Source organism: Methylocystis silviterrae, from assembly GCF_013350005.1.
GTDB lineage: Bacteria > Pseudomonadota > Alphaproteobacteria > Rhizobiales > Beijerinckiaceae > Methylocystis > Methylocystis silviterrae.
Genome location: NZ_JABVWW010000011.1, coordinates 1 through 17,317, shown reverse-complemented (window position 1 = coordinate 17,317; position 17,317 = coordinate 1). Strand labels below are relative to the sequence as shown.

At 61.5% G+C, this 17,317-nt stretch carries 20 protein-coding genes and 1 pseudogene; 12 read left to right on the top strand and 9 right to left on the bottom strand.

What is annotated here, in order from left to right; translation table 11 throughout:
* Nucleotides 1–48: 48 nt before the first annotated feature.
* Nucleotides 49–276, bottom strand: coding sequence for a hypothetical protein (locus HUN39_RS19280; protein WP_232366071.1), 228 nt, complete (start codon nucleotides 274–276; stop codon nucleotides 49–51).
* On the opposite strand from HUN39_RS19280, the gene pqqA reads away from it, so the two are divergent.
* Complete coding sequence (pqqA, locus tag HUN39_RS19665; protein ID WP_407659836.1) at nucleotides 251–310, top strand: pyrroloquinoline quinone precursor peptide PqqA; 60 nt, start codon at nucleotides 251–253, stop codon at nucleotides 308–310. The two genes, HUN39_RS19280 and pqqA, sit on opposite strands and share 26 nt — an antisense overlap.
* A gap of 160 nt (nucleotides 311–470) precedes the next feature.
* Nucleotides 471–1,508, top strand: a complete 1,038-nt coding sequence (locus tag HUN39_RS12365; RefSeq protein ID WP_232366070.1) for a cytochrome-c peroxidase — start codon at nucleotides 471–473, stop codon at nucleotides 1,506–1,508.
* A 44-nt stretch (nucleotides 1,509–1,552) separates the two neighbouring features.
* Here HUN39_RS12365 and HUN39_RS12360 read toward each other — a convergent pair whose 3' ends face one another.
* Nucleotides 1,553–2,173 carry a response regulator gene (locus HUN39_RS12360; protein ID WP_175094810.1) on the bottom strand — a complete coding sequence of 207 codons (621 nt, stop codon included), beginning with the start codon at nucleotides 2,171–2,173 and terminating at the stop codon, nucleotides 1,553–1,555.
* Nucleotides 2,174–2,281: 108 nt separating this feature from the next.
* On the opposite strand from HUN39_RS12360, the gene HUN39_RS12355 reads away from it, so the two are divergent.
* Nucleotides 2,282–3,613, top strand: a complete 1,332-nt coding sequence (locus HUN39_RS12355) for an ATP-binding protein (protein ID WP_175094809.1) — start codon at nucleotides 2,282–2,284, stop codon at nucleotides 3,611–3,613.
* Here HUN39_RS12355 and HUN39_RS12350 read toward each other — a convergent pair.
* Nucleotides 3,607–3,978, bottom strand: coding sequence for a SpoIIAA family protein (locus HUN39_RS12350; protein WP_210266951.1), 372 nt, complete (start codon nucleotides 3,976–3,978; stop codon nucleotides 3,607–3,609). The two genes, HUN39_RS12355 and HUN39_RS12350, sit on opposite strands and share 7 nt — an antisense overlap.
* Nucleotides 3,979–4,274: 296 nt before the next feature.
* Here HUN39_RS12350 and HUN39_RS12345 point away from each other — a divergent pair, with 296 nt between their 5' ends.
* The 8 genes from HUN39_RS12345 (at nucleotide 4,275) to HUN39_RS12310 (ending at nucleotide 12,899) form a co-directional block, all read left to right on the top strand.
* A complete protein-coding gene (locus tag HUN39_RS12345; RefSeq protein WP_175094807.1) occupies nucleotides 4,275–5,003 on the top strand; it encodes a DUF1614 domain-containing protein in 729 nt (242 codons plus the stop codon).
* Between the two features lie 309 nt (nucleotides 5,004–5,312).
* Nucleotides 5,313–7,706, top strand: coding sequence for a TonB-dependent receptor (locus HUN39_RS12340; RefSeq protein WP_175094806.1), 2,394 nt, complete (start codon nucleotides 5,313–5,315; stop codon nucleotides 7,704–7,706).
* A 91-nt stretch (nucleotides 7,707–7,797) separates the two neighbouring features.
* Entirely contained in the window at nucleotides 7,798–8,202 is a 405-nt protein-coding gene (locus HUN39_RS12335; protein ID WP_175094805.1) for an EF-hand domain-containing protein, read from the top strand.
* Between the two features lie 65 nt (nucleotides 8,203–8,267).
* Nucleotides 8,268–9,446, top strand: coding sequence for an ABC transporter substrate-binding protein (locus tag HUN39_RS12330; protein WP_175094804.1), 1,179 nt, complete (start codon nucleotides 8,268–8,270; stop codon nucleotides 9,444–9,446).
* A 131-nt stretch (nucleotides 9,447–9,577) separates the two neighbouring features.
* Nucleotides 9,578–10,531 carry a YVTN family beta-propeller repeat protein gene (locus tag HUN39_RS12325; RefSeq protein WP_175094803.1) on the top strand — a complete coding sequence of 318 codons (954 nt, stop codon included), beginning with the start codon at nucleotides 9,578–9,580 and terminating at the stop codon, nucleotides 10,529–10,531.
* Between the two features lie 145 nt (nucleotides 10,532–10,676).
* Nucleotides 10,677–11,423: an ATP-binding cassette domain-containing protein gene (locus HUN39_RS12320; RefSeq protein WP_175094802.1), complete on the top strand. Its 747-nt coding sequence runs from the start codon at nucleotides 10,677–10,679 to the stop codon at nucleotides 11,421–11,423.
* Nucleotides 11,420–12,247 carry an ABC transporter permease gene (locus HUN39_RS12315; RefSeq protein ID WP_175094801.1) on the top strand — a complete coding sequence of 276 codons (828 nt, stop codon included), beginning with the start codon at nucleotides 11,420–11,422 and terminating at the stop codon, nucleotides 12,245–12,247. The genes HUN39_RS12320 and HUN39_RS12315 overlap by 4 nt, the downstream gene beginning before the upstream one ends.
* Nucleotides 12,248–12,296: 49 nt before the next feature.
* Nucleotides 12,297–12,899: a class I SAM-dependent methyltransferase gene (locus HUN39_RS12310; protein ID WP_175094800.1), complete on the top strand. Its 603-nt coding sequence runs from the start codon at nucleotides 12,297–12,299 to the stop codon at nucleotides 12,897–12,899.
* Nucleotides 12,900–12,915: 16 nt separating this feature from the next.
* On the opposite strand, the gene HUN39_RS12305 is transcribed toward HUN39_RS12310, so the two are convergent.
* The 4 genes from HUN39_RS12305 to HUN39_RS12290 all read right to left on the bottom strand — a co-directional run bounded on the left by HUN39_RS12305 (nucleotide 12,916) and on the right by HUN39_RS12290 (nucleotide 15,691).
* Nucleotides 12,916–13,614 carry a hypothetical protein gene (locus tag HUN39_RS12305; RefSeq protein ID WP_232366069.1) on the bottom strand — a complete coding sequence of 233 codons (699 nt, stop codon included), beginning with the start codon at nucleotides 13,612–13,614 and terminating at the stop codon, nucleotides 12,916–12,918.
* Between the two features lie 268 nt (nucleotides 13,615–13,882).
* Entirely contained in the window at nucleotides 13,883–14,410 is a 528-nt protein-coding gene (gene infC / locus HUN39_RS12300; RefSeq protein WP_018408763.1) for a translation initiation factor IF-3, read from the bottom strand.
* A 181-nt stretch (nucleotides 14,411–14,591) separates the two neighbouring features.
* Complete coding sequence (locus HUN39_RS12295) at nucleotides 14,592–15,470, bottom strand: alpha/beta fold hydrolase (RefSeq protein WP_175094798.1); 879 nt, start codon at nucleotides 15,468–15,470, stop codon at nucleotides 14,592–14,594.
* On the bottom strand, nucleotides 15,467–15,691 hold the full coding sequence (locus HUN39_RS12290; RefSeq protein ID WP_175094878.1) for an FmdB family zinc ribbon protein: 225 nt from the start codon (nucleotides 15,689–15,691) through the stop codon (nucleotides 15,467–15,469). The genes HUN39_RS12295 and HUN39_RS12290 overlap by 4 nt, the downstream gene beginning before the upstream one ends.
* Before the next feature lie 76 nt (nucleotides 15,692–15,767).
* Here HUN39_RS12290 and HUN39_RS12285 point away from each other — a divergent pair.
* Nucleotides 15,768–16,037: pseudogene (locus tag HUN39_RS12285) on the top strand (IS66 family transposase); the annotation flags it as partial.
* A 4-nt stretch (nucleotides 16,038–16,041) separates the two neighbouring features.
* On the opposite strand, the gene HUN39_RS12280 reads toward HUN39_RS12285, so the two are convergent.
* Both HUN39_RS12280 and HUN39_RS12275 read right to left on the bottom strand, forming a co-directional pair.
* Nucleotides 16,042–16,596: a hypothetical protein gene (locus tag HUN39_RS12280; RefSeq protein WP_175094797.1), complete on the bottom strand. Its 555-nt coding sequence runs from the start codon at nucleotides 16,594–16,596 to the stop codon at nucleotides 16,042–16,044.
* A gap of 77 nt (nucleotides 16,597–16,673) precedes the next feature.
* Complete coding sequence (locus HUN39_RS12275; protein WP_175094796.1) at nucleotides 16,674–17,183, bottom strand: cysteine peptidase family C39 domain-containing protein; 510 nt, start codon at nucleotides 17,181–17,183, stop codon at nucleotides 16,674–16,676.
* Nucleotides 17,184–17,317: the final 134 nt, after the last annotated feature.

Sequence of the window (17,317 nt, the reverse complement as noted above, 5' to 3'; positions counted from 1 at the left end):
GCTTATGCCTATCAGCCGTCACGGCGACTGTCGAGACGTTCGGCTGCGTCATTTGCATTCGAAGCCCCCACAGAAGCGCTCAGCTGTCGTCGCCAGCGGCCGATATTGTGCGCCGCATCCCATTTGCGAAGCGGCGGCGATCATGTTAAATGCTGCGCCGAGCTTAAACCTGCGGGCGCGATGCGCCACATAAGCAGGCAGAGCCGTAAAGAGTTCTAATACGGAGGAAAAAATGGCCTGGACGACTCCCGTGATTGTCGAAGTCTGCGTCGGCATGGAAATCACCAGCTACGAGTCCGCCGAGATCTAATTTCGGCGCGGCCTTCGCTTCGCCGAAGCCGCCAACGAATTCCAAAAATCGAGCCGGCAAGAAGAGCGCTGCGCAAAGCGGTTGCGCTTTTCGTATCGCCGGCTCGAATCATTTTGGCCGACGTCGGCGAGACGTGTGGCCGCGAACAGGAGCGTCGAATTTGCGCGCGCCTTCTTTTTTCATCGCCCTCGTCTCTCTCCTGTTCATCGCTGCGACCGCCCACGCGGAACCTCCGAACGCGAAGACGCTTCTTGAGGACGCGAAACAGAATTTCCAGCCGATCGTCATCCCTCCCCCCATCAATGATTCGGTGACGGCGGCGCGAATCGCGCTTGGTCGCCGGTTGTTTTTCGAAAACCGCGTGTCGATGGACGGCAATGTCAGTTGCGCGCATTGCCATTTGCCGGACAAGCAGGCGAGCGACGGGCTGCCGAAGGCGATCGGCGTGTTCGGCAAGGAGAATCCGCGCAACGCGCCGTCGATCTTCAACGCCGCGCTGAATTTCAAACAGCATTGGCGCGGCGAACGCGAGTCGCTCGAAGACCAGGCGGAAAAATCGCTCCTCGGCCCTGCGAGCTTCGGCAATCCCGATCAAGCGACGGCGATGAGCAAACTCAAGGCGATTCCCGCCTACGCCGGCGCTTTCGCAAAGGCGTTCCCCGGCGACAAGGACCCCATCAATTCCAAGAATTGGGGCATCGCGGTCGGCGCCTTCGAGCGCACGCTGCTGACGCCCTCCAAATTCGACGCTTTTCTTGCGGGGGATACTTCGGCGCTGACGAATCAAGAACAGGCCGGGCTGCGCAAATTCATCGATCTCGGCTGCGCCTCTTGCCACAATGGCCCGGGCGTCGGCGGCAATTCCTTCCAGAAATTTGGCGTCGTGAGCGACTACTGGAAGGCGACAGGAGTCACGACGCCGGACAAAGGTCGCGCGGACGTCACCAAGAATGACGCCGACCTTTATGTCTTCAAGGTCGCAAGCCTTCGCAATGTCGCGCAGACGGCGCCCTATTTTCACGATGGGTCTGTCGCCGACCTGACCAAAGCCGTGAAAATCATGGGCAAGACGCAGCTTGGGCAGGATCTGTCGGAGAAGGACGCGGCCGATATTGTCGCCTTTCTCGGCGTGCTGACGGGACCGATTCCGGCGGATTATTCTGCGCCAGAGCCCTATCCGGACGCCGAGACGAAATAGGCCGCGCGTCCCCTCTCCCGCTCGCGGGAGAAGGGATACGCCTCTCACGTCAGTTTGTGTTCCAGCGCGATGCGCATCAGCTCCATCGGCGTGCGGGCGCCGAGCTTTCGTTTCATGATCGAGCAGCTGTTGGCGATGGTCTTGTAGGAGACTTGAGTCGCGTCGGCGATCTCCGTCGTTCCGAGCCCGCGCCCGAGCATTCGCAAAATCTCCAATTCGCGCGCGGTCAACGCGGAGAGCGGACTGGCCGAAGCGCCGCTCTTTTCGAAGGCGAGCTGGTTGGCGATTTTGGGCATAAGGAAAACGCCGCCGGACGCGACCTCGCGCACCGCCGTCAGCAAGAGATAGGGATCGTCGTTCTTCGTCACATAACCTTTGGCCCCCGTCTGAATCGCGCGCGCCGCGAAGATCGGATCGTCGTTCATGCTGAAGACGACGATGCGCGCCTGCGGATCAGCTGCGAGAATCCGCCGCGTTAATTCGAATCCCGAAACCCCCGGCAGACCGATGTCGACGACGGTCACGTCCGGCTTTTGCGCCACGAAGACGGCAAGACCCGTCTCCGCGTCTCGCGCGTCGACGACGTCGATGTCGCCTTCACCGGCGAGCATCGCCGCGCAGCCGGAAACGATGATCGGATGGTCGTCGACGATAAGAACGCGCATAATCGGACGTGGCTCCAAGTATCCCGTGCTTGCCGAAGGCAGGCGGCAGAACATTGCCGGCATTTGGGGCCTTTCGTAAAGTCGCACGCTTCTCTAGAGAATTGGCCCATGCTTCGAAGGCTCTCCCTGCGCCTTCGCCTGTCGCTGCTGCTCGGCGTCGTGCTTGCGCTGGGATTGGCGCTCGGCGTCGGCCTGCTCGTCTTGCATGCGGGCGCGCGCGTTCGCGCCGAAGCCGACGGCGCGACGCGGCTTGCGCGCGAACTCATAGAAGCGACGCTAGCGCGGCTTGACGCAGCGCCAGACCCGCAGGCCGAGATAGCGCGACTTCTCGCCGACGCGCGGCGGCTGCGCCATGTTCGCGTCACGCTCGCCGGAGAGGAGACGCCCGCACGGGAGGACGTCGACCGCGCGCCGCAGTGGTTCACCCGGCTCGTGCTGCCGAACGCCGCCGTGACCCGGATCGAAACTGGGCGCGGCGCCGCGATCATGATCGCTCCCAATCCCGCGGATGAGATCGCCGAGATTTGGCAGGAGATCGTCTGGCTCGCGATCGGCGGCGCGGGAATCGCCATCGCCGCCTTCGCCCTCGTTTCGCTCGCCGTGTCGCGGACGCTGCGTCCGGTCGCGACGCTCGCGGAGGGACTGAAGCGTCTGGAGCGCGGCGAACATTCGATGCGCGTTCCCGCCGACGGGTCTTTGGAATTCGTCATCATTGCCGAACGAATCAACGCGCTCGCCGCAACGCTGCAACGGCTCGACGAAGAAAATCGCAAGCTCGTGCGGCGCATGATCCATGTGCAGGACGAAGAGCGAAAAGACATCGCCCGCGATCTGCATGACGAAATCGGCCCCTTTCTGTTCACGGTGCGCGCTGGCGTTGGCGCGTTGGCGCGACGGGCGACGGCGTCGGGCGCAGACCCGACCCGGCTCGCCGAAGACTGCGCCCGCATCGACGCGCAGATCGCCGCTCTGCAACAGGTCAACAGGCGCATTCTCGGCCGGCTGCGTCCCGCCGCCCTCGAGGAGATGGGACTTGCCGACGCGTTAGAGGCGCTGGCGCAAGGCTGGCGCGAAACCAACCCGAAGGTCGCCATCGCGCTTTCGCTCGACGGCGCCTCAGGGGACATCGAAGAAGCGACCGCGCTCACCGCCTATCGCATCGTGCAGGAAGCGCTCGCCAATGCTCTTCGACATTCAGGCGCCAATCGAGTCGAGGTCGCCGTCAAGCGGTCGAAGGGCGCATTGCATATTGTCGTGCGTGACAATGGGGCGGGTCTCCAAGCGACTCGTTCCGCGTCGTCGAGCGGTCTCGGCTTGCGCGGTATGAGCGAACGAGTCGGCGCGCTCGGCGGCGCGCTCACGCTTGCAAACGACGCAAAGGGCGGCGCGCGGCTAACCGCGTCGCTGCCGATGCGCGAGGGCGGAGCGCCGCGTCACTGAGCGACAATCCAGTCACGCGCCTGATCGGCTTGCGTGGTCGGAAACGCCTTCATGTCGCCGGGCATCATGAAGCTGAAAAACTGCATCGTGTGCTTGATCCACTCAACATCCGTGACAAGCGCGACCCGTTCCCAGCGCGAGAGATGCTCCATGCCAACCCTAAAGTCCTCCCACATCGCGCCCGGATCAAATCCCGAAAAGTCAGGCGCGATTTCGTAATAGATCCTGACCTTGTCATGTTTCTCGAGCGCATCTCGAACCGCCGGCACAAGAACGGCGTCATAATCGGCTTTCGTCACGCGTCCCTTGCAGACGATCGCAACGACGTTCGCGGGAAAGTTCGAGAGCAGCTCGATCACCGGCATTCTCCTCAAATCTTCGCCGCGCAAGATGCGGCTATGCGCAGGACTCCACTTTGAGCGCAGGCATGAACGATCGCACGTCGGACATCGCGTAATTGTGCTAGCCGCCAGGAATTTGAAGACAATCGCCAAAATTTATGTCGGCGATCATTCGCTCCAACAGACGGCGCCGGACCACCGTGAGGGTCAAGCCAAGGGCGCTCGCGGTCTTTCGCCTAACTGAGACTCAACTCGACCGGCGTCGCTTCGCCCCTATATGCGGCTTAACGGTCGACGCACCGCAATGCACGGGGTGGCGCGTGAACTCAGAACATGTTGACTATCTCCCGCTGCCGCCAATCCTCTACGCGGTCTTCCTGGGCGCGCTCATCGCGCTGTTCCTGCTGATCCAATTCGGAGTGCTCCGCTATGCTTTCGGCCGCATCGGCCTGAGCTCCAAATTTGCGACGCTCCTCTTGCTCGCGTCGCTTCTGGGAAGCTATGTGAACATTCCGATCGCGCACTTCGCCGACGAACGCGTCGTTCCTCAAGAGATGATCGACTTTTTCGGGAGGCGCTATGTCGTCCCGGTGGTGGTCGATTGGCCGGGAATGATACTGGCGGTCAATGTCGGCGGCGCCGTTATTCCGCTGTTTCTTTCGATCTATCTGCTCGTCCGCAATCCTATCTGGATCGTGGCGGCGCTGGCGACGGCGGTCGTCGCTTTGGTTGTCCATTACTTTGCGCGGATTGTGCCCGGCGCCGGCATTAGCGTGCCGATCCTGGCGCCGCCGCTGTTGTCGGCGGCTCTCGCGATCCTGCTGTCGCGCGATTTCGCTGCGCCGGTCGCCTATGTCAGCGGCAGTCTCGGCACGCTTATCGGCGCCGACTTACTCAATCTTGATAAGATCGAGGGCATCGGGACGCCGATCGTTTCGTTTGGCGGCGCCGGAACGTTCGACGGCATTTTCGTCACCGGAATACTTGCGGTGCTGATCGCGAGCCTGCCCTTGCGGCGGAAAACCACTGGCGTTTCGGCGACGACTTAATCCGATCTGCGCCGAGCCAACAACAGCGTGCGAGCCAGCCTGTTCGACGCGCTCGACGGCAAATTTGCGCCGGACAAACACATTTATCCCGCCGGTATTCGGCTGTTGACGCCGTTCGCCCTCGTCGCGCGGCTCGGGATATCTTCCCGAAGCATACGGGAATGTATCCGCAGATTTCCGTTATTTTTCAGAAGTGTAGCGGTCGTACAACAGACGGGAAATATTGCCGGTTTGTCGTCTCTGGCCACTACCCGCGGCGAGCCGCGTCGATATAACTCGTTCAAACACGGTTCGAATTCCAGGTCTCTCATGCGCTACGTCAAACAGGTCTCGCTGATCGCGCTTTGCGCCTCCATCGCCACAACGGTTCGCGCGCAGCAGGCGCTGCCAACGATCGAGGTGGGAGGCGCGCCTTTGCGTTCGACCGCGCGGCCGCCTGTTCAGACGACGCCCTCGACCCAGCGCGCGCCGGCAGCGTCGGTGACGTCTGCGCCTGCGACGCCTGCTCTGCCGGCGTCTCCCATCGTGCGTTACGCTGTTCCCGCCGCCACCTACACGATCACCGGCAAGGAGCTTCAAAACACCCGCGCTTTCGACCTCACCGGAAATCTCGTTCGCCAGGCGCCCGGAGTCATCGTCAATGACGTGGCCGGCGGGCCTTTCCTTCCCGAAGTGGATTTCCGCGGCTTCGTCGCTTCTCCCATCGCCGGCACGCCGCAGGGCCTAGCGGTCTATCAGAACGGCATTCGCATCAACGAGGCCTGGGGCGACAACGTCTTCTGGGACATGATCCCAAGCGTCGCCATCGATCGCTTCACCGTCGTCACCGGCAATCCGATCTTCGGCCTCAACGCCATCGGCGGCGCCATCACGCTCGACATGAAGAACGGCTTCACTTGGCAGGGCTTCGAAATCGATGGCCGTTTCGGCAGCCGCGGCCGCCGCCAGGGCACGATGCAATATGGCGTGCAGTCCGGGCCCTTCGCGACCTATATGGCCATGGAGGCCTTGGGCGACGACGGCTATCGGCAGTTTTCCGGCGCGCATATCAAGCGCTTCTACGGCGACGTCGGCTATCGCGGCGACAGCGGCGAGATTCACGCGACCGCGACACTCGCGCATAACAAATTCGGCGTCTCGGGCCCCGCGCCTGTCGATCTGACCAATATCGACGAAAGCGCCGTCTTCACCACGCCGCAGACGATCAAGAATTCGCTCTCAATGTTCGACCTCAATGGCGTGTTCCAGGCCACGCCGACATGGAAACTCTTCGGCGACGTGCATTACCGCGCCTTCGATCAGGCGCGCGTCGACGGCAATACGACCGAATTCGAATGCGAGGAAGGCGAGGAGCGCTGCGAGTCCGACGCGGGTGACACGAACATCCCCAATTTCTTCAATGGGCAGGCGCCGCTCGGGGCCGTCGACCGCACCTGGACGCGCTCGCGCACCATCGGCGGCACGGTGCAGGCAACGAATGACGACCATTATTTCGGCTTCCACAACAAGATCACCTTCGGCGTCAGCTACGATCATGGTTGGACCGGCTTCTCCGCCAATGAAGAGCTGGGATTGATCCTGCCCAATCTCGTCGTCGCCGGCTTCAATTATTACGTGGATGAGCAGGCGAGCGGCGTCTCCACCGTGTCGATGAAGGCCGGCAATGACTATCTCGGCGTCTATGCGCTCGACTCGCTCGATCTCACCGACCAGCTCACCCTCACGGCGGGCGCGCGCTTCAACCGCGCCGGCATCTCCCTTTACGATCTGCGCGGCACGTCGCTGAACGGCAATGGGATATTCACCCGCATTAATCCGGTGGCGGGCCTGACCTATAAGATCCTGCCCAATCTCTCCGCCTACGCCAGCTATTCGGAAGGCAATCGCGCGCCGACGCCGCTCGAGCTCGGCTGCGCCGATCCCAACCGTCCCTGTCTCATTGACAGCTTCCTCGTCGCCGATCCGCCACTGAAACAGGTCGAGTCGCAGACGATCGAAACGGGCCTTCGCGGCGACGTGCACGTTCCAGCGCTTCTGCCGGCCTATGCCGACGCGCTGCCCGGCTGGGTCACCTGGAGCGCGGGCCTCTTTCGCACGCATAATTTCAACGACATTCTGAGCGTGCCGAGCACGATCAACGGGCGCGGCTATTTCACCAACGCCGGCACGACGCTGCGTCAGGGCGTCGAGGCGTCGCTGCGCTATACGGACGAAAGGCTCAACGCCTTTCTGAACTATACGCTGACCGACGCGACCTTCCGCTCGACCATCATATTGGGCTCGCCGGACAATCCGCTCACCCAAATCTTCGGCACGGGCGGCTCGCTCATGGTGACGCCTGGCGCGAACCTGACCTCCGTGCCGCGCCATCGGCTCAAGGGAGGGTTCGACTTCGCGATGACTCCGCTCTGGAAGGTCGGCGCTGACGTTCAATATACTTCCGGGCCATGGATTCGCGGCGACGAGATCAATTTCGCCGGAACGCTCTCGCCCTACGCCATCCTCAATCTGCGCACCTCCTATCAGCTCGGCCCGAACATCCAGGTCTATGGCCTGCTCGAAAATGTGACGAATACGCGCTCGCGCAGCTTCGGCACGTTTTTCGACACGAATGACATCTCCTTCCTCGCCTTCAACAATCCGCGCATGGTCTCGATCGGGCCGCCGCTGGGCGTCTATGGGGGCGTGAAGATCACCTACTGACGCCAGAGGGCAGGAATGTCGCGGGCCGCTAGCCGGCTCGGCGGCGCCCGCGCTATATTGCGTGCGATGGCCTTACCCAAAGGAGTCGCACATGAAAAAAGCATTTCTATTCGGCGCGCTCGCGCTTGCTGGCGTCATAGCGCTGCCGGCGACGTCCGCGCTCGCGAAGAAGGCGGCGGGCGCCGTGGCCGCGCTCGACACGGACGATGACGGAACTGTTGATCTCAAGGAAATCAACAAGTCTGCGACGGATCTCTTTACGCGTCTCGAGAAGGACGCTGACGGAACGGTCGATTTCAAAGAAATGAAAGGACGCGTCTCAAAGAAGGATTTCAAAACGGCCGATCCTGACAATGACGGCACGCTGTCCAAGGACGAATTTCTGACGATGGTCTCCGTCATGTTCAAGGATGCGGATCCCGACAATGACGGCACGCTCGACGCCAAGGAGTTCGCATCCAAGAAGGGTAAGGCGCTGCTGCGCGTGACACGGTGAATCGAGGAAGGCGCGCGGGCTCTGAAGAACTTGATCCTGCGCGCCAAAGCGGCCATCTAGGCAATATGAAAAGCTTGGTCGCCGCCTTCTGTTTCGTGCTTTTCGCCGCGCCGGTCGCGGCTGAAACGGTCAACGTCAAAGTCGGCGTCTTGCGCGAAACGCACGCCCGAGAAACCCTCTCTATTCTCGATATTCCGGCCGCCGACGATACGCTCGCGGGGGCGCTGATGGGCGCAGCCGACAACAACACCACAGGCAAATTCACCAACCAGACGTTCGAGGCGATCGACGCCAGGCTCGAGGACGGCGATGACGTCGTGGCGGCCCTCGACGCGCTCCTGGACAAGGGCGCGCTGTTCATCATCGCCGATCTTTCGGCCGAACGTCTGCTTGCCGCTTCCGAGCGCGCGAAGCCGAAAGGCGCCGTGCTGTTTAATGTCTCCGCGACGGATGACAGGCTTCGCGAAAATGACTGCCGCGCCAATGTCATCCATGTCGCGCCGACGCGGTCGATGCTCACTGATGGTCTCGCGCAATATCTCATCTGGAAGCAATGGCGCCGCTGGCTCCTCATCAAGGGGTCGCATCCGAAAGACGAATTTTTGGCGCAAGCCTTCCGCAACAGCGCCAAGAAATTTGGCGCAAAGATCGTCGAGGAACGCGTCTATGAAGACACCGGCGGCGGACGACGCAGCGACTCCGGCTCCGTGCAGACCCAGCGGCAAATCCCGGTCCTGACGCAGAACGCGCCCGCCTATGACGCGCTCATCGCCGCCGACGAGAGCGAGGTCTTTGGCGGCTATCTGCCCTACCGCACCTGGGACCCGCGTCCTGTGGCGGGCTCCGGCGGCCTGATGCCGACAAGCTGGGACCCCTCCCATGAGCAATGGGGCGCGCTACAGTTGCAAAACCGCTTCACCAAGACGTTCAGGCGCCTGATGAATGCGCGAGACAATGCGGCGTGGGTCGCCATGCGGATGATTGGCGAAGCCGCAACGCGCACCGGGTCGAACGACCCCGAGAAGCTCCGCCTCTACCTGCTCGGCGCGGACTTCTCCATCGCCGCATTCAAAGGCGTGCGGCTTACGCTGCGGCCCTGGAACCAGCAGTTGCGCCAACCGATCCTGCTTTCCGACGGGCGGATGGTCGTCTCCGTTTCGCCCCAGGAAGGCTTTCTCCATCAGACGAGCGAACTCGACACGCTTGGAGTCGATCAGCCGGAGACGAAATGCAAATTGAACTGAAGAACGCCCCCTCCCCACCCCTCCCCCGCTGCCGCGGGAGAGGGAGCAGATTCGGCCTCTCGCTCCTTTTCGCGAAGCGCCGATCGTTAGCGTCCCCTCTCCCGCGAAGCGGGGGAGGGACAGGGAGGGGGTTGTGGGTCGCGGCGCTGCTCGCAACTTTGATCGCGCCCGCCCACGCCTACAAGGCGTACGTCAGCAACGAGAAGGGCAATTCCATCACCGTCCTCGATACGGAGAAGCTGGAAGCGACAGCGACCGTGAAGGTCGGCCGACGCCCGCGCGGCATTGCGCTCAATAAGGACGGCTCCGAACTTTATATCTGCGCCGGCGACGATGACGCCATTCAAGTGCTCGACACGAAGACTCTCAAGGTCACCGGCAAGCTGCCCTCGGGCCCGGATCCCGAGCTTCTGGCGCTCAGTCCCGATGGCGACGTGATTTATGTCTCGAACGAAAACGACAATCTCGTCACGCTGATCGACGTGAAGAAGAAAGAAATGATCGGCGACATTCCCGTCGGCGTGGAACCCGAGGGCATGGCCATCAGTCCCGACGGCAAGCTGCTCGTCAACACCTCGGAAACGACCAATATGGCGCATCTCATCGACACCAAGTCGAAAGAGATCGTCGCGAATATTCTCGTCGATGGCCGGCCGCGTTTCGCCGAGTTCAAGAAGGACGGTTCGGAGCTGTGGGTATCCTCGGAAGTCGGGGGGACGGTTTCGGTCATCGATCCTACGAAACGTGAGTTGAAGCAGAAGATTGCCTTCGACATTCCGGCGATGTCGAAAGAGGCGATCCAGCCGATCGGCATTTCATTCACGCGCGATGGAAAGCGCGCCTTCGTCGCGCTGGGGCCAGCCAATCGCGTCGCGGTGATCGACGCCGAGACGAAAAAGGTCGAAAAATATCTGCTGGTCGGTCAGCGCGTCTGGCACCTTGCTTTCACGCCCGACGAAAAATATCTGCTCACCGCCAATGGCGTCTCCAACGACGTCTCGGTGATCGACGTCGCATCGCTCAAAGTGGTGAAGTCGATCCCGGTCGGCGCTTTCCCCTGGGGCGTCGTCGTGGCGCCGCAATGAGTGTGGGTCTTCCCGCCTGTCATTCCCGACGCGCGGAGCGCGATCGGGAATCCAGAGCCGCGATCGGCGCTGTTGGCCGCGGCTCTGGATTCCCGATCATTCGCTTCGCGAATGCCGGGAATGACAATCCTGTCGGAGCGCCGCAATGACCCCCGCGCTCGCAATCAGAAATGTCAGCCACGCCTATGGGGCGCGCAAGGCGCTCGACGACGTCAGCTTTTCCGTTCCGGCCGGCAGCTTCACGGTGCTGCTTGGATTGAACGGCGCCGGCAAGAGCACACTGTTCTCGCTAATCACGCGGCTCTACGCCGCGCGCCACGGCGCGATCGAAATCTTTGGCCACAATGTCATGCGCGAGCCCGGCGCAGCGCTGCGCCAGCTTGGCGTCGTCTTTCAGGCGCGCACGCTCGATCTCGAACTCAGCGTGATGCAAAATCTCCTCTACCACGCAGCCCTGCACGGCATTGGCCCGATCGACGCGCGCCGCCTCGGACAGGCGGCGCTGGCGCGTGCGGGCCTCGCGGACCGCGCCAAGGACAAGGCCCGCTCCCTGTCTGGGGGACAGATGCGCCGCGTCGAAATCGCGCGCGCGCTGCTGCATGATCCGCGGCTGCTGCTTCTCGACGAGCCGACCGTCGGGCTCGACATCAAGGCGCGCGCCGATCTCCTCGCGCTTGTCCGCGGTCTGGTGCGCGATCAACATCTCGGCGTTTTGTGGACCACGCATCTTGTCGACGAGATCGCCGACGACGATCAGGTGGTCATTCTGCATCAGGGCAAGGTGCTCGCGACCGACCGGGCGCGGGAGATCGTCGCGGCGCAGGGCGCGGCGACCATTGGCGACGCTTTCGCGCGCATCGCCGGGATCGGTCAGGAGAAGCTTTCGGCATGACCGAAATTGCTGCGCCGAGAGGCTTCACCCTTCGCCAATATCTCATCTGTCTCTCGGGAGTCGTCTGGCGCGAGGGCCTGCGCTTCCTGCATCAGCGCGAACGCTTCGTCTCGGCGCTGGTGCGCCCGCTCGTCTGGCTCTTTATTTTCGCGGCGGGCTTCCGGCAGGTGCTCGGCGTTTCGATCATCCCGCCTTACGAAACTTACGTTCTCTACGAGGTCTATATCGCGCCCGGCCTGATGGCGATGATCCAGCTGTTCAACGGCATGCAATCCTCGCTCTCGATGGTCTACGACCGCGAAATGGGCAGCATGCGCACGCTGCTCGTCTCGCCCTTTCCGCGCTGGTTTCTGCTCGGCTCCAAACTTCTGGCCGGCGTCGCCGTCTCGATACTGCAGGTCTACGCCTTCCTGGTGATCGCCTATTTCTGGGAGATCGAGCCGCTAACGAATTGGGGCTATCTCACCCTGCTGCCGGCGCTGGCGCTCAGCGGCCTGATGCTCGGCGCGCTCGGCATGCTGCTGTCATCGCTGATCAAACAGCTCGAAAACTTCGCCGGGGTGATGAATTTCGTGATTTTTCCGATGTTCTTCGCCTCCTCCGCGCTCTACCCGCTGTGGCGCGTAAAGGAGTCGAGCCCCTGGCTCTATTACATGTGCGAGGTCAATCCGTTCACGCATGCGGTCGAACTCATCCGCTTCGCCTTTTATGAGAAAGTCGCGTGGACCTCGCTCGCGATTGTCTTCGCCTACACGAGCGCCTTCCTCATCGCGGCGATCCTCGCTTATGATCCAGCGCGCGGCATGTTGATGCGAAAGGGATAGTGTCGCCTCGAACCTCCGGCGGCATTTGAATTCGTGACCAACTGAAAACATGATCAACGGAGCCGAGCGCATCATCGGGCTTTATCGGCGTCACGCGCATCTTTGGGCGGAGCGCCGGGGTGACCGGCTGATGGAAGCTCATTGGCTCGATCGATTCAGAAATCTTCTGCCCGCCAAAGCCAACGTGCTCGATCTCGGCTGTGGCTCGGGCAAGCCCATCGCCCGCTATCTGATCGAAAAAGGATGCGAGGTGACGGGCGTCGACTCCTCGCCCCAGCTCATCGAGCTGTGCCGGGAGAGCTTTCCTAAAAGCGAATGGCGCGTCGCCGACATGCGGGAGCTTTCGCTGGAGCGCCGCTTCGACGGAATCATCGCCTGGGACAGTTTCTTTCACTTGGGTTTCGACGATCAGCGCCAGATGTTCCCGATCTTTCGCGCTCACGCCGCGCGGGACGCCGCGCTGATGTTCACGAGCGGACCCGCGCATGGCGAGGCGATCGGCGAATTCGAAGGCGAGTCGCTTTATCACGCAAGTCTCGCGAGCGAAGAATATAAATTCCTGCTCAGCGCTAACGGTTTCGAGGTCGTCGCTCATGCGCTAGAGGATCCGACCTGCGGCAAACACACCATCTGGCTCGCGCGACAACGGTGATACCGGCGGCGCCTTCCTATTTCTTCTCGTCCTTCTTCGTGTTCTCCGCCGCGACCTCTTCGGCGACAGCAGGCGGCAACTTGACGCCAGCGGCGAGCTGCGCGCCAAGCGCAATGGCGCGGGCTTCCGTCAGTCTCAAGGCGCAATAGCCGAAATCCGGCTCGCGCGCATAGGACCGGCACACTTCCTCGCGCCAGGAGGAGAAGCCCGCCTGTTCCTTCACGATGAAGTTGCGGATCGCCTTTTCCTTCTTGTTCTGGTCGTAAAGCGCCCGGAATGTGCTTCGCACCGTCTTCTCGACGCGCGCGCGGGCGCCAAGCATCTCTTCGCCCTTCTTGGGGTCGATCTCATCCGCGCTCATCCCCCAGAGTCCTTCAGGATCAGCGCGGCAACCGGCGTCCTTCAGTTCACACGCCTTGCCCTCGTTGGTGACGAGAATCGCGCCGTCCAGAACGTCAAATGTGAAGGCGCAGGCTGGAAATGCGATCTGATAGCGCCGCAATCCGGTCTCGCTCTGGCGGGCCGTGAGCTTCAACGGCGTTCCGGCCACTTCGACTCGGCAGGCTTCGCCGGAGCGCCGCAAATCATCCCCGACGAATGTGAGCTTGGCGACCTGCAGGTCAGCTCCGGCTCGGGAGAATTCTATGGCGCTGCCCTCGCCGTCGCGTTTGATAATTTTTCCGACGATCGCGTCTTCGGCGGGCGCCTTTGGCATGATGGCCGGCCCCGCGGCCGCTCCCATCTCGCCGCCGACGCTTCTTTTCTTTGCTTGTCCGGGACTGGCGACCGTCCCTTCGGGAGTCGGGGCGACCGCCCCCGGGAGCACAAGCTGTGCTCTGGCCGGCGGGACGCCCGCAACAATCAGCGCCGCTGCGCCGAGAACGCAAGCGCGACGCGCGGTCAGAGTGCGAAACTGAAATCCAAACATAGCGATCGCCACCCCTCGGCCGCAGCCCGGCCCTGCCCTTGCGGCGAGACGCGCGCTATCGAGGCGCCAGCACCATCACCATCTGCCGTCCTTCCATGGACGGTTCGAGTTCGACCTTGGCCAGCGTGGCGGTCTCAGCCTTCACGCGAGAAAGAAGCCGATAGCCGATGTCCTGATGCGCGATTTCGCGGCCGCGAAAGCGAAGGGTGACCTTAACCTTGTCGCCTTCTTCGAAGAAGCGGCGCACCGCCTTCATTTTCACGCCGTAATCATGGTCATCGATGCCGGGCCGAAGCTTTATTTCCTTAACCTCGACGACTTTCTGTTTTTTGCGGGCCTCGGCGGCCTTCTTTTGCTCAGCGAAGCGAAAACGCCCGTAATCAAGAATTTTGCAGACGGGGGGCGTAGAGTTGGGCGCGATCTCGACGAGATCGAGTCCCGCCGCTTCGGCGATGCCCAGCGCGTCCGGCAATTGGATGACGCCGTGATTTTTCCCCTCGGAATCGATTAGCTGCACTTCTCGCGCGCGAATTTCCCGATTGATGCGCGGCCCTTCCTTCTGGGGGGCCGCGATGCTCTTCATTGGACGGCGAATGGATCATCTCCTTCTCTTGGCCAAAAGCCGGCCGCTGAGCCAAAGGCGCAAAACAGCGACCGCCGGACGCAGGGGTCCGGGACCATTGAACAGATTCCCACGCCAGCGCGCCAAGTCAACCGTTACTGGCCCCGGCACGCCGCTTTTTGCGATGGGAAGGTCGAATATTTTAAACAAAGCCCAAAATCAGCTCATTAACTTTTTCCGGCGCGTCTTCGGGCGTCCAATGCGACACGCCTGGCAGCCGCTCGATCCGCAGATCGCGAACATAGCATTCCGTGCCGTCAAGACAGGACTCGCCAAGCGCCACGTCCTGCATCCCCCAGACGAGCAGCGTCGGCGCATCTATCGGCGCCTCGAGGTCTTCCGCCGCCAGAATGTCACGTCCGGCGGCGCGATACCAATTGAGCATGGCGCTGGCGGCGCCCGGCGCCGCGACATTGGCGCGGTAGATGTCCATCGCCTCTTTTGAGAAGACGCCGTCCCGGCCTGCGGCGCGTTGCATCAGCCACGCGGCGCCGGCGCCGCGCCGCGCGGACAGCAGTCGTTCAGGCAGCCAGGGCAGCTGAAAGAAGGCCGCATAGGCGGACTTCAGCTTCTGTCTCCATCCCTGTTCGAGGGCGCGCCGGAAGCACAGGGGGTGCGGAATGTTCAGAACGACGAGAGCGTCGATCGGCCGCAGCTTGCGAATGGCGACGACCCAGGCGACAAAACCGCCCCAGTCATGGCCGACAAGCGAGACCGAGGCGGGATTGGCGGCGTCGATCAATCCGGCGACGTCGGCTGTCAGCGCCTCGAGGGAATAGGCCTCCTTCTCCACCGGGCGCGTCGTGGCGCCGTAGCCGCGCTGATTGACCGCCCAAACGCGATATCCGGCGGCGGTGAGCGGTCCGATGAGATCACGCCACATGACGGCGTGCTGGGGAAAGCCGTGCAGGAGCAGCGCGAGCCGATCGCCCGCGCCCGCCTCAAAAACCTCGAACTCAATTCCGTTGGCTGGAACGACCAGGCGACGCGCCCCGAGTAGAGTCGCCGCCGCGGACGTCACACCTGTCCCGCCAACGCCGGGCAGCTCGGACAGGGCGAACCGCCCATCATGGCGGCGCAGCCCTCCCCGGACTCTCCGCCCGCGGCGGGTCGCGCGATGAGCGACAACTGGCGCTCGACATGGGCGCCGCCGCACGTGGGGCACTCGGGAATCTCATCGAAACGCGACAGAGTCTCGAACTGATGCGCACAGTCACTGCAGCGATAGGCGAAAAGCGGCATGAGTCCCTCTGGCGGCTCATCGGATGGATAGGCGATTTTACCGGTTCGCGCGCCCGGCGCAAGGCGCGTAGGGGCTCGCAAAGCCGTCCGCCTGGCCCGCTCCAAGCCGATCGTCGAGGCGTAGAAGCCGTGGCTGGAGAAAAGGCTCGCGACGATCTCGGGCAAATCCACGCTCGCCGTCGCCATCCGCTACGCCTTGCCGCGATGGGAGGCGCTCGTCCGCTTCATCGACGATGGCCGTATCGACATCGACTCCAACGCCGTCGAACGCGCCATGCGCCCGATCGCGCTCGGGCCTAAGAATCATCTCTTCGCGAGTTCGGACGGCGGGGCCGGGCATTGGGCTCACGCTAAGACGGCAGCCCGCTCAACAGCACTTGCGTAACATCGTTCAGATTATAGAGATGATAGAGGTTCAGTTTATGCCCGATGGTCGGTTCAATTGGTATAATGAGATCCTGTGTCTCATTGTGCAGCCAGAGCGCCGTAAAGTAGCACCAGGCTAAATTCAATTCTCGAAGTTGAAAGTCCTGCTGCTGCACCCGGGCATCCTCTTCTGCCGCGCGGAGTGCTTGTATCGTAGAGGATAATGTCGGGCCATCTAGCGCCATCGACACGAAATTGAGCTTGCCATCTTTTCGGTCCAGATGAATATCGGCAACAATTTCTCCTCCTGACTGGAGAAGGTATCGCCAGCCCGTCTCTTGGGCGGCGTCGATCAACGACTTCATTTTCGCCAAATCAGGACCGCCAACGTGGAACACGTCGATGGGTAAGGATGTCGAAACATCGCTCAAATCCAGGCCACTGCCTGTATGTATCATCCCTGATGCAGAGATATCTTTCAGGGTAGATGCGATCATTTCGGATGCGCCGTCTGAATGGCTTGAAAACAAAATAGGCATTCTATTCCCCTGACGATATTTGAAACAGATGAGTTTCGTTGCGTGCTCGAAAACAGAAATACATGCACTCAAGGCTATTATGGTCTACGGGTGAAGTCTGTGAACCACCAGTAAGCCAAGGGATCGCCACGGTAGCCCTTTGGGAAGGAGACAAAGTCGACAATCTGGACGCCAAATATAGGGTCGAAAACCCTCCAGAAAGAGCTGTTACCCTCGTTGTACGCATCGGAGATCACGATGGCATGACCAAATGCCCCATCCACATCGTGCCCATACGAGAATTTGACGCCCATCACAATTGGTCTGTTTTCCAACATTTCTAGTAACATGTCACTACTAGACGCTCTCCCAAATACTTCTTTGGAAAATGCATTGATAACGCTGAGTGCTTTGTTGGGCCATCCGGTACCGTTGCAGCGCTTGTCTTCATTCGAGTAAGAACAAGGTGGGTAATTACAAGCGCCGGATGGAAGATCGTTTGCCGTTTCATAAATAGCTTCCTGACGACGCCCAAATTCTTTGTTCATATAAAAGCTTCCAACACTTGCAGCGCAGGCAACCCAGCACCAATGGGTTTGCTCCTGCATTTGACCATACCCATTCCTTACCAAGTCGGTGAAGTAGCCGGAGCTGTTGCCGTATAGCTGGACGCCTCCAAAAACCTCTGGCCAAATCGGGGTTGAGTTGATTCACTTGGTCATGTCGCAAGGGGATCGCGGCC